Below are 12412 nucleotides of genomic sequence, written 5' to 3'. Positions count from 1 at the left end.
GAAAAATCCAGTATTTTCAAGTTACTCGTGAAGTATCAAAAGGCCATATCAAACGATGAGGTACCACCACCTTCCATTTCACCAAAAAGAAGCCGGGACTTAGCCCGGCTAGTGAAAAATCAGGTTTAGTCAGGTTTTCAAATTACACATCATGGCTCCCTGACTGATTCCAAATGTCTTTCGTTGGGTCGTCTACATCGGTCAACGAAATATTTTGCCCGAATTGTTCTTGGAAAAACTCTTCAAGCACTTCTCCAAGAACCTCAGTAGGCACAGCCCCTGCGATAGACCCACTATCGAGATAATCACTAAATAGATCTTGCAAGCTGGGATATCCAGATTCAGGGTCAGACAATGGCGAATATTGTTCATCATCGGCATGACCTGATAGCTCCTCGACCATTTCGATAAGGTCGCCAAGCATATTTTCCAGCGTATCTTTGACGTGACTTTTCGATACACCATTTGGTAGCTGATCCCAGTGCTCGAACATCTCGTCAAATTGTGGCGACGCTGAATCTGCTATCGACAACTCACTGTTGTCACACAGGTCTGCCACATCGATTTCGTCGAAGACACCTGATCCACCGACGTTTCCGGACATATTCGTTGGCCAACCATCTGTGGTGGTTTCATTGCCATCAGGATCATAGTGACCATTCCCTATGCCACTAGAGCCTGCCTTGATGATATACGGATCTCCTGGACCATCTTGATCTACCGCAGACCCGTATTCATCCTCGATGCAATCATAGAGTGACTGTGGATACGCCGGATCCTTGATTTCGGCGAACTCACCTTCAAAACCTTCGACCTTGACCACCCTGCCATCTTCCAGCCTAAAGGCGACATAGGAAATGGCATTGTCGAGATCTGAGTCGGAGTCGGCATCTGCGTCGGCATCCGCATCTGCATCGGCATCTGCATCGGCATCGGCGTCTGCATCGGCATCGGCATCGGCGTCTGCATCGGCGTCTGCATCGGCGTCTGCATCGGCATCGGCATCGGCATCGGCATCGGCATCGGCATCGGCATCGGCATCGGCATCGGCATCGGCATCGGCATCGGCATCACAGTCTGCGTCGGCATCGGCATCGGCGTCCGCGTCGGCATCCGCGTCGGCATCCGCGTCTGCATCGGCGTCGGCGTCTGCGTCTGCATCCGCATCGGCATCTGCATCTGCATCGGCATCGGCATCGGCATCGGCGTCAGCATCGGCATCGGCATCGGCATCGGCATCGGCATCGGCATCGGCATCGGCATCGGCATCGGCGTCAGCATCGGCATCGGCATCGGCGTCAGCATCGGCATCGGCATCGGCATCGGCGTCGGCATCGGCATCGGCATCGGCATCGGCATCGGCATCGGCGTCAGCATCCGCATCGGCGTCAGCATCCGCATCGGCGTCAGCGTCGGCATCCGCATCGGCGTCGGCATCTGCATCTGCGTCGGCATCTGCGTCGGCATCTGCGTCGGCATCTGCGTCGGCATCTGCGTCGGCATCGGCATCCGCGTCTGCATCGGCATCCGCGTCTGCATCTGCATCGGCGTCGGCATCGGCGTCGGCGTCCGCATCGGCGTCCGCATCGGCGTCCGCATCGGCGTCGGCATCGGCATCGGCATCGGCATCGGCATCGGCATCGGCATCGGCATCGGCATCAGCATCCGCGTCTGCATCGGCATCGGCGTCAGCATCGGTATCAGCATCGGCATCGGCATCGGCATCGGCGTCAGCATCGGCGTCGGCGTCGGCGTCGGCGTCGGCATCGGCATCGGCGTCAGCATCCGCATCTGCATCTGCATCGGCGTCGGCGTCGGCGTCGGCGTCGGCGTCGGCGTCGGCATCGGCATCGGCATCTGCATCTGCATCTGCATCGGCATCGGCATCGGCATCGGCGTCAGCATCGGCATCGGCGTCAGCATCGGCATCGGCATCGGCATCGGCGTCAGCATCGGCATCGGCATCGGCATCGGCATCGGCATCGGCATCGGCATCAGCGTCGGCATCGGCATCGGCGTCCGTATCGGCATCCGCATCGGCATCCGCATCGGCGTCTGCATCCGTATCTGCGTCAGCGTCCGCATCGGCATCCGTATCTGCGTCAGCGTCCGCATCGGCATCCGTATCTGCGTCAGCGTCCGCATCGGCATCCGTATCTGCGTCAGCGTCCGCATCGGCATCCGTATCTGCGTCAGCGTCCGCATCGGCATCCGTATCTGCGTCAGCGTCCGCATCGGCGTCCGTATCTGCGTCAGCGTCCGCATCGGCATCCGTATCTGCGTCAGCGTCCGCATCGGCATCCGCATCGGCATCCGTATCGGCGTCAGCGTCCGCATCGGCGTCCGTATCGGCGTCGGCATCCGCATCAGCGTCCGTATCGGCATCGGCGTCCGCATCGGCATCCGTATCGGCGTCAGCGTCCGCATCAGCGTCCGTATCGGCATCGGCGTCCGCATCAGCGTCCGTATCTGCGTCGGCGTCCGCATCGGCATCCGTATCGGCGTCAGCGTCCGCATCGGCATCCGTATCGGCGTCGGCGTCCGCATCTGCATCGGTATCTGCATCCGCGTCCGCATCAGAATCGGCGTCAGCGTCGCCGTCAGGAGGTGGAGTAGGCCCGCCTCCAGGTGGAGGGGTTGGGCCGCCGCCAGGGGGCGGGGCTCCGGGGGGAGGCGGTGGTTCTGTAGGGTCAAACGGATCAATGCTTTCGTTGGGACTATCGTCACTGTACCCGTTCGCCAGTGCGATCACACCGAGCGCTGCCAGACCAGCCCAAACGGCAGGACATACCGGCGCAGCAGTAGAAGGTGCGACCGCCGCAATGTCAGCACTACTGGTGACTTGCGTGAGCGCAAATATCGAGCCGTCAGCGCCTTTTTGCGCGAGGAGCACTGTTCCTGAATCCGGGTCTTCCAGTAGAAGATCGCTTTGGGTCTGAGCCCCATCAACAAGATAGAAATTCTCAAGCGTGACTATTTCGCCGGAGATTAACTGAATGATTAGGTCGTCGCCGACCTTGAAAGTCGACAGTATCTCGTCTTGCGCGAGTTGGAGTTTCACAAAACCCGGAGCATCTAGAACCACATTCGCTGATTCAAATGAACTCAGAGTACCAGTTGCCTTATCGACTACCTGCGTCTGCATCCTGCGTACCTTTTCCTTGCCCCTATCTCCCGATAGAAATACACATGTCCCGTGTAGGCCACCACCGCAGCGGTAACACCTCGCGCAAACTGATCAATTTTTGACCAACCCATTAAATGGTATGGATGAGATATTCGTGGAATTCAAGTTCGTGTTGGTTTCACGAAAAAAAACCTAAGCCAAACAGCGATCGTTTAGACGAATTGATCTAGATGATTCTGCTTCCGCAAACTTGAAGTAGTTCACATTTTAGCCGGAGAAAAATGGTCACACCGTAAACAGCAACGTCAGTAAGAGGAGCAATGTGTCAACAACCACAGGTTGGCGCCATATCATTCAAGAGGCACTCCCCAACAGCAACGCAAAAAAAAGCGGCTCCCTTGTACAGAGGCCGCTTCACGTTTTTTCATCATCTTGTTTTGTTTGTTACGCAGGATTCGGTTCTGGGCTCCCATTGTCACTGGCCGTTGAGTCCCTCCCCCCTGCCTTTTCAACAGACGACACGGATGTAGGGAGATTCGGTGTTACGCCTTCTGAATCACCACCTCGCTTCGGCCATACAGGTTGTGCCATCAGGTTACCTGTATGCCAGTACATCCACATAACCAACAAGCAGAGAGCAAATGTCACCAGATAAAGGGCGGGGCCACCAAAAAATTGAATCATCAAGCCACCGACTAATGGTGCACTAGACCAACCAAAGGCATACAGACTCGTTGCACCAAAATAACTGCCGCGCATATTTGCCGGCGCCATCCGGTCTACCTGGACACTCATGTTTGGGAACAGAATTGCCTCTGCAACGCTGATCAAAAATATCGCTCCCAACCAGCCTGAAAACCAGTGGATTGGATTCAACGCAAACCAAATTTGCCCTGCGGCCAACAACATCATTCCAATAAAAATACGCTGATTTACATTCACATCTCGCATAAGACGAAGAAGTGGGAACTGTAAACAGACGATGGTCGACGCGTTGATCAGGATCATGCTCGAAATCAACGTAACAACTTTTGGCGCGTCATTTATGGTCAAGTACTGAATCAAGCTCGAATCCATATGCGCATAAATAAAGAGTGCTATGACATTCGCCAGAATGGTGATCAAAAACACTTTGTCTTGCGCGAGAACTCGCAGCGTATCCGAAAACTTTCCACTCGAAGTTGCTCCGTGACTGGAGGGCTTTTCAGAACCGTATACACGAAAGGCCACGATGAACGCGACAAACAGACTCAGATAACTGAACGCAGTAATACCAAACGTCGTCTGTTGGCCGCTTAATCCTATCCATACGCCAATGATCGGCCCAAGTGCACTACCAACGTTAATGAGGAAATAGCGGAACTGCATCGCCAACTCACGCGCTTTCGTATCTGGGATCAAGTCGCCAAACATCGCCATCGCCGGTGGCTCCCAAACGGATCGCCCAACCGCGCTCAAGGTGATTGCGACCGCAAACGCCATCACGCTATCCGCAAAGGCAAGAAATGCGAATGCGATAACGTTGATAAAGGTGCCACAGAGCAACAGGAGCTTCCTGCCGAAGCGATCAGACAGGGCCCCGGTATAAAAGCCCAGGATTGCCGCACACATCGCCGAAACACTGAGCAAAGCGCCGATTTCTGCCGGACTCAGCGCAAACTTTTGATGCAGCATCACTGCGAGAAACGGCCACACCATAAAGTAGGTGCCACGGCCGAAGAAACTCCCCACAAGTACGATCCATATCAAAGGCGGTAAGCCATAAAGCGATTGCCACCACTGCCTGTCCATGCCGATTTCTCCCAAATTGACGGCAAAAAAAAACCCGGAGGCCAAGGCCTTCCGGGTTTTTCCGTGGAGGGCCTTGAAAGAACCCTCCAGCACAATTCGATATTACTGTCAGGTTAACAAGTTGCGTACCTTACGGCCGCCATGCGCTTTACACGCCTTGATGGCCCAGGTACGGACCATCAGGGTGGAGGCGCCATAGACGGACTTCGCACATAGCACACCAGCAATCGCCACTGATGCCGGCCACGCACAAACAGAACGCACTAGAACAGCGCACACGGCAAAGCCCGCGAAAATCTCGCGAATTTGCCAAGGCATCATGCTGCTTGCGTTCATATTGATCGGCATAGAGAAAACTCTAGTGAGAACTGAATTCATAAACTTGTTACGAGTGTAGATTCTGATTCACAGATATCTAGACAGTAAGCGCTCAATCATATCCGAATACGATCTGGTTGCAACCGTCTTCGTCAGATTTCTCCTGGCAACAGTTTGGTCACACTCCTTCCCTATATGACAGCTTCTATACTTACCCCTGCATTTCAGCTGCGCCCGAATCCTTTCGCCTGCGATAGCCTGTCTGGGCGCATAAATTCGCTGTATTTATTCAACGTCACTCTTTGCTGGGGACATAGCGGCAATGGTCAATTTCGGAAAATCCTCTCTTCTGGTTGATGCACCCTGCGGAGCCATACAGGGAAAACATGATCAGCTCCAACAGGTGAAACAGTTCCAGGGAATCCCCTACGCCAAACCACCGTTGGGAGAGTTACGCTGGCAGCCGCCGCAAGTTGTAGAGCCGTGGAGCCACCTCAAGGAAGCAACGCGTTATGGCATGCCCGCACCACAGAATCCATCGGAGCTATTTCAAATTCGTGGTCCAAATGGCGAAGAACCCACGAGCGAAGACTGCCTTTACCTCAATATTTATGCTCCGACAAAGCCGCGACATGACAAGCTGCCCGTTATGGTATGGATTCACGGTGGATCCTTCTATCTCGGATCCAGCTGCCAGACGCTGTATGATGGGAAATACCTGGCCTCGAGCGGTCGCGCAATCGTTGTCACCTTAAATTATCGCTTGGGTGCTCTCGGCTTCTTGCGACTGTGTGATTTGAGCGATATACCGGCTACCGGCAACGAAGGACTGATGGATCAACTGGCGGCGCTGGAATGGGTAAACAGAAACATTGCCGCATTTGGAGGCGACCCTGAGAACGTTACTCTATTTGGTGAGTCCGCTGGCGCCATGAGTATCTCTTCGCTGTTCTCTGCATGCCAGCAAGACAATAAACCTCTGTGTGGCAAGCTCTTCCACAAAGTTATCGTGCAAAGTGGCAATCCTGGCGTCTTCCACCATACCGATAATGCAAACAGCCTGGCGGCGTTGTATCTGGACACCCTCGTGGCATCTGAGGGTAACTCTGATTTGAGCAACCTTTCTATAGAGAAGCTCCTGCAGGCGCAGGCGATGTTGATTAGTAATCAGGCAATGAGCGCGAAGTGGGGGCACCTGCCATTCAAACCGGTGCAAGACGGCAAGTTTCTGGTTCAGTCCCCTGTGGATGCGCTGGAAAGTCCTGCTGCAGCCAGCGTGCCTATGATGGTTGGCAGTAATAGCGATGAGTGGAATTTATTTAGCGCTGCGCGTCCAGAAACCTACTCGCTAGACGACCAACAAATTCGGAATCATCTTCAGCAGCAAATTCCAGACCCAATGATTTCCACACTTCTGGAACATTATCGAACCCGCGCAGAAGCTCTAACTGAAGATCCCTGGCCTCTGTGGAGTCGCACATGGAACATGATGCTGACAGACATGGTATTTACCGTGCCTGGGTTGCGATTGCTCAACGCCCATAAGGGGAAACGCTTTCACTATCACTTTACCCAACCGCTGAGTGCACAACCGCTACTCGGTGCTTGCCACGCCGCCGAGCTCGGGTATGTGTTTGGCACCCATGGCGCTGGTGATCTCGCCCACTTTTATGGAGGGGAAAGCGAACCACACAGCCTCAGTGAATCAATGCGAAACGCATGGTTGAACTTTGCCGAGTCCGGGAATCCGGGTGGTGACTGGGCTGAATTCGACGAAGGCCACACCCAGCAGTTTGGTGAGCACAGCAAGCGCGATCTCGATCCGGTCGCATTGCAAGCACTCTGGCAAGGGCTAGACGATCAGCAGCTGCGTGGGTTTCTCTGAATTCCAAGCGCTAGTGGATTCAGAGTCTCATCAAATCTCGGAAATGTACGCAGCACAAAATACCGGTAGAATTTCCCCAGAAAGCGCAGACTGGAGTAGCTGAATTGCACGAAATTGTTCTGATCCGTCACGGCGAAGCAGCCAAGTCACCCACCGATGGCGACCCAGGATTAACTGCCCTGGGGCACCAGCAAGCGGAGCAGCTCGCGGATCACTTGAACGCGAGATATCCGGGTGGACAGGGCGTAAGGTTGATGAGCAGTCCCAAATCCCGCGCACGTCAGACAGCAGAGCCCGTAGCCAGTCTCTGGCAAAAGCCCCTCGAACCGCTCAATGATGTGATAGAAATTCCATCCCCCGAGGGGATTTCCCTTGCTCAGCGCGGAGACTGGATTCAGGCATTTCTCATGAGTAGCTGGGGCGACCTGACGGCAACACAACATGCATGGCGCAATGGGATCATTAGCGCACTCAAGTCGATCGAGTCTCGCCCGGCTCAGACTACGAGTCCAGTAGAGACGACACTCGTCTTCTGCCACTTTATGGTGATTAATGCGGTGATCGCAGAAATTCGCCAGGATATGCGAATCGCACAATTCCGGCCCGATTACACCTCACAAACCCGCCTATCTCTGGACGATGACGTACTGACCATCGTAGAGCTCGGCCAGGAACGACACGCGCCCCACCCTATTCAGTAGGGGCGCAGGCCGGCTTCTCTTTGCTGAAATTAGTTTTCCAGCGCCTTGCTGACTACCTCGTAGAGGTCTCTCGACAGCTCACCACTGTCAGACACGCGCTGCAATGCGGAGCGAATCTGCTCCGCTTCCAGCGTACGGTACTTTCGCCAGCGAGTAAGTGGGGTAACAATCCGCGCAGCAATTTGTGGATTTAGCTTATCCAGCGCAATCACCTGCTCGGCTAAAAACTCATAACCAGTTCCATCCTCCTGATGGAACTGGGCAAAGTTCCGCATGGCAAAGCCACCAACTACCGCGCGTACTTTATTCGGGTTGGTAAACTCGAATGCAGGATGGGACATCAGCTCGCGCACCCGGCCTAGGGTTCCATAATTCGCACTGCCCGCCTGCAGCCCAAACCAGGTTTCCACCACCTGGGTATCTTGCTGCCACTGCTGATAGAACGATTCAAGGTGCTCTTCAGCCTGATCCGCAGGACCAAACTCAATCAGTGCTGCGAGTGCGGCGGCAACATCCGTCATATTTTCCTTGCGCATAAACTGGCTTTCAGCCAACGCCAGTGCATCCGCACTACCCGTGGCGCAAAGGTATGACAGGCACGTATTCTTGAGGCTGCGCTCTGCAATGTCCTCAGCAACGGGTTGATAGGGCTTACGCTGATCCAGCGACTGATAGCGTTTCAGGAATCGTGATGCCAGGGCTTTGGCGATTGAGTCGCGCACGAATACACGGGCGGCGACGATAGCCTGAGCATCGATGGCGTCGCCGTGTTCAGCCAGTTCTTGCGGACTTGGCAGTGTCAGCATCTTCGCAACCAGCGCTGGATCCAACTGCGTATTTTCTAAAACAGCGGATAGTCCTTGCAATAACGCCTCCGGCGCCTGCATTTCACCACCAGCACGATACGCACGCTGTAACTGTTCAAGCGCCTCAAATGCAAGCCGTTGGCTCGCGTCCCAGCGATTAAAGGAGTCTGTATCGTACTGCATCAAGAATAGAAGCTGGTCACTTGTGTAGCGATAGCGCAGCTTTACCGGGGCAGAGAACCCACGCAGTAAAGATGGCAGCGGCCGCTCTGGAATGTCTGCGAAGGTGAATGTCTGCGTCGCTTCCGTCAGATGTAGTACCCGCTCGATACTTGCCTCTTGATCCAGCGACAGCTCTCTGCCGTCTGCACCCAATAGGCTTACCGCTATTGGCATATGTAAGGGCTGTTTGTCGGTTTGTCCTGGAGTATCCGGCGTGTGCTGGCGAATGGTTAAGTGGTATTCCTGCGCTTCTGCGTCGTACTTGTCCTCAACATCAAGTACCGGCGTACCGCCCTGACTGTACCAACGGCGGAACAGGGTCAGGTCGGCACCATTGGCGTCTTCCATCGCCGCCACAAAATCTTCGCAGGTAACCGCGCAGCCATCGTGCCGTTCAAAGTAGAGGTCACTGCCGCGACGGAATGCTTCGGCACCCAAGAGGCGGTGGATCATACGCACAACCTCCGCACCCTTTTCATACACGGTCAGGGTATAGAAGTTGGAGATTTCCATGTAGGAATCCGGACGTACCGGGTGTGACATCGGGCCTGCATCTTCAGCAAATTGTGCCGTACGCAGCAATGTGACATCTTCAATCCGCTTCACTCCACGGGAGTTCATGTCTGCGGAAAACTCCGCATCACGAAATACAGTAAACCCCTCTTTCAGGCTAAGCTGGAACCAGTCCCGACAGGTCACGCGATTGCCGGACCAATTATGAAAGTATTCATGGGCGACAATCGCTTCGATACGCTGGAACGCTGCATCGGTCGCGGTTTCCGGGCTCGCAAGAACGCAAGCGGAATTGAAGATGTTCAATCCCTTGTTTTCCATCGCGCCCATATTGAAATGATCTACGGCCACAATCATAAAGATATCCAGGTCATACTCGCGACCGTAGACTTCTTCATCCCACTTCATGGACTTCTTCAGAGACTCCATGGCGTGCGCGGTCTTGCCAATATTCTTTGGCTCGGTGAACAGCTGCAAAGTCACTTTGCGGCCACTGCTGGTCGTAAAGTGATCTTCCACAAACTGCAGGTCACCAGCAACCAGGGCAAATAGATAGGAAGGTTTGGCGAACGGGTCTTCCCAAGTTACACACAGGCGTCCATCTTCGGTCGTGCCGCTGTCAATCTTGTTTCCGTTAGATAGTAGAACCGGGTAAGTGGCGGGCGCAACGATCGTGGTGGTAAACACACTCATAACATCCGGGCGATCCGGATAAAATGTGATCTTGCGAAACCCTTCCGCCTCACACTGAGTGCAGTACATACCATTAGAAAGGTATAAGCCCTCCAGTGACGTATTGCTTTCCGGTGCGATACGGGTCTGCACTTCCAATACAAACGATTCTTTATCCACAGTCAGCAACAATCCATCCGTTTGCTCACTGTAGCGCTGGGCCGGCAGCAGCTCGCCATCTACCGCAACGGAGAGAAGCTCGAGATCCACACCGTCGAGCCATAACGGCGGAAGGTCTCCGCTCGCATCGGCTGCCGGATTACGGCGAACCTGCAACCGCGATTTCACCAGTGTGGCTTGCGGATCGAGATCGAACGTCAGATCGGTTCGGTCAATCAAATAGTCTGGAACCTGATAGTCTTTCAGAAAAATTGTTTGTGGCTGTGTGTCTTGCATTCTAAACAGTCTCTGGTAAATCTCGTGGTCAGGCGATTAACCCGCCTCCACATTGCACTCAATAAACTGGCGATTAGTAACCGGCAGCCTGGCCATCTTTTCGGCTTTCAGAAGCACCGTGGTACACGCCGTTTTCCGTCTTCTGAATTGCCTGGTAACCACCATAGGGGCCGCTTTCGAAGCGGATTTGGTGTCCCATCTGGACAAGCTGGCGCCGGGTTTCCATTGGAAAACCGTCTTCGAGGCTCAGATAGCCGCCGTCTTCCATCAATTCATCGGTGGGTTGGCTGGAACCACTGTGCAAGATCCGGGGGGCATCACCGGCCTCCTGCACATTCATACCGAAGTCCAGCATATTGATGACGATCTGCGCATGCATCTGAGGTTGGGTAGCACCACCCATAACGCCAAAGCTCAACCAGGGTTTATCATCCTTAGTCACAAACGCCGGGATAATGGTATGGAATGGACGCTTGCCCGGCGCGTATTGGTTGAAATGCCCTTCCTGCAAACTGAACATTTCCCCGCGATCCTGCAAGATAAAGCCCAGATCGCCAGGGGTCATGCCAGATCCCATACCTCGGTAATTACTCTGGATCAGAGACACCATGTTGCCGTCTTTGTCCGCGGTAGTGAGATAAATGGTATCGCCGTGGCGCAGCGCGACGGTTCCCGCCTCATAACGCTTTGCCGCTTTATTGGGGTCAATCAGGGCGCGACGTTTCTCGGCGTAGGATTTGGAGATCAGCTCCTGTACCGGTAGCTGGTTGAAATCCGGGTCGGCGTAGTATTTGGCGCGATCCTCAAACGCGAGCTTTTTGGCCTCGGCAAAAAGATGAATGTACTCGGGGCTCGTACGCCCAAGCTTTTTCAGGTCGTAGGCTTCCAGGATATTGAGGATTTGCAGTGCTGCGATACCCTGGCCGTTCGGTGGCAGCTCCCATACATCGTACCCGCGGTAGTTGGTGGAAACTGGCTCCACCCAATCGGAAGTGTGGCCGGCCAGATCCTCGTATGACAGGAACCCCCCATTGGCTTTCATATAACGGTCGATCTCGCGCGCAATATCGCCTTTATAAAAGGCATCGCGACCACCATCGGCTATTTTCTGCAGGGTATCGCCAAGGCGCGGATTTCGAAACAGGTCACCCTCCTGCGGAGCCTTGCCGCCAGGCATGTAAGTCTCCTGAAACCCCGGGAACTGCTCCAGCTTGGGCACCGATCGATTCCAGTAGTAAGCCACCAGCTGAGTAACCGGAAACCCTTCATTCGCATATCGAATAGTCGGAGCAAGCAGCTCCTGCATGGGCAACTTGCCAAATTTTTCATGCAGCTCAAACCAGCCATCTACCGCGCCCGGCACAGAAACGGGCAAAGGACCATGAGATGGAATTTTTTCCAGATTATTGTCGGCAAAGTAATTAAATGGCAGAGACTTTGGCGATCGACCACTGGCATTTAGTCCATGCAGCTTCTTATCCTTTGCACTCCAGACAATGGCGAACAAATCCCCGCCAATACCGTTACCTGTTGGCTCCATCAGTCCTTGAGCCGCATTCGCTGCGATTGCAGCATCCACGGCGCTGCCCCCCTTTTTCAGAATATCCAGCGCCACCTGCGTCGCCAAGGGGTGGCTGGTGGCGGCCATGCCCTGTGTTGCCAGGACCGGTGAGCGGCTTGCGAACCCCTCACCGTTAACACGGTCATAGGCTGAAACACTGGCGGAAAACAATAGAGTGCTCAGAAATGCACCAACCGCCGCGGTTGTCGCCCGCACTATGCGCGAAGTTTTAGGCACTTGGGCGCCATCGCCCATGTCACGCTTGAGGAAAAATGTCATCTGGAATTTCACAATAACTGCCCTTCTCGTTATTCTCAGAACAAGTCTCTCTGTAATAGCCATACCGGTCAACTGAGGTAT

Annotated in this window: 7 protein-coding genes; 2 read left to right on the top strand and 5 right to left on the bottom strand. The window is 54.3% G+C overall.

The window, feature by feature from the left end:
• Positions 1-142: 142 nt before the first annotated feature.
• The 3 genes from Mag101_RS17780 to Mag101_RS05475 form a co-directional block, all read right to left on the bottom strand.
• Positions 143-3145: a BapA/Bap/LapF family prefix-like domain-containing protein gene (locus Mag101_RS17780; protein WP_157520194.1), complete on the bottom strand. Its 3003-nt coding sequence runs from the start codon at positions 3143-3145 to the stop codon at positions 143-145.
• Between the two features lie 426 nt (positions 3146-3571).
• Positions 3572-4918, bottom strand: coding sequence for an MDR family MFS transporter (locus Mag101_RS05480; protein ID WP_077408087.1), 1347 nt, complete (start codon positions 4916-4918; stop codon positions 3572-3574).
• Between the two features lie 108 nt (positions 4919-5026).
• Positions 5027-5266 (bottom strand): hypothetical protein, encoded by a 240-nt coding sequence (locus Mag101_RS05475; RefSeq protein ID WP_077401907.1) that lies wholly within the window; start codon positions 5264-5266, stop codon positions 5027-5029.
• A gap of 373 nt (positions 5267-5639) precedes the next feature.
• Here Mag101_RS05475 and Mag101_RS05470 point away from each other — a divergent pair, with 373 nt between their 5' ends.
• On the top strand, positions 5640-7121 hold the full coding sequence (locus Mag101_RS05470) for a carboxylesterase/lipase family protein (RefSeq protein WP_232325154.1): 1482 nt from the start codon (positions 5640-5642) through the stop codon (positions 7119-7121).
• Positions 7122-7225: 104 nt separating this feature from the next.
• Positions 7226-7822, top strand: coding sequence for a histidine phosphatase family protein (locus Mag101_RS05465; RefSeq protein ID WP_198040101.1), 597 nt, complete (start codon positions 7226-7228; stop codon positions 7820-7822).
• A gap of 29 nt (positions 7823-7851) precedes the next feature.
• Here the strand turns inward: Mag101_RS05465 and pepN are convergent, their stop codons facing one another.
• Both pepN and ggt read right to left on the bottom strand, forming a co-directional pair.
• Positions 7852-10491 (bottom strand): aminopeptidase N, encoded by a 2640-nt coding sequence (gene pepN, locus Mag101_RS05460; protein ID WP_077401901.1) that lies wholly within the window; start codon positions 10489-10491, stop codon positions 7852-7854.
• Positions 10492-10564: 73 nt separating this feature from the next.
• On the bottom strand, positions 10565-12331 hold the full coding sequence (gene ggt, locus Mag101_RS05455) for a gamma-glutamyltransferase (protein WP_232325153.1): 1767 nt from the start codon (positions 12329-12331) through the stop codon (positions 10565-10567).
• Between the last annotated feature and the right edge of the window lie 81 nt (positions 12332-12412).

This window comes from Microbulbifer agarilyticus, from assembly GCF_001999945.1.
Lineage (GTDB): Bacteria > Pseudomonadota > Gammaproteobacteria > Pseudomonadales > Cellvibrionaceae > Microbulbifer > Microbulbifer agarilyticus_A.
The sequence above is the reverse complement of the archived record's forward strand: the minus strand, read 5'-3'. Positions and strand labels throughout refer to the sequence as shown.

Bases quoted from the DNA above. Each gene is read 5' to 3' on its own strand.
- Mag101_RS17780 (WP_157520194.1), bottom strand. From the start codon at position 3,145: ATGCAGACGCAGGTAGTCGATAAGGCAACTGGTACTCTGAGTTCATTT.
- Mag101_RS05480 (WP_077408087.1), bottom strand. From the start codon at position 4,918: ATGGACAGGCAGTGGTGGCAATCGCTTTATGGCTTACCGCCTTTGATA.
- Mag101_RS05475 (WP_077401907.1), bottom strand. From the start codon at position 5,266: ATGCCGATCAATATGAACGCAAGCAGCATGATGCCTTGGCAAATTCGC.
- pepN (WP_077401901.1), bottom strand. From the start codon at position 10,491: ATGCAAGACACACAGCCACAAACAATTTTTCTGAAAGACTATCAGGTT.
- ggt (WP_232325153.1), bottom strand. From the start codon at position 12,331: ATGACATTTTTCCTCAAGCGTGACATGGGCGATGGCGCCCAAGTGCCT.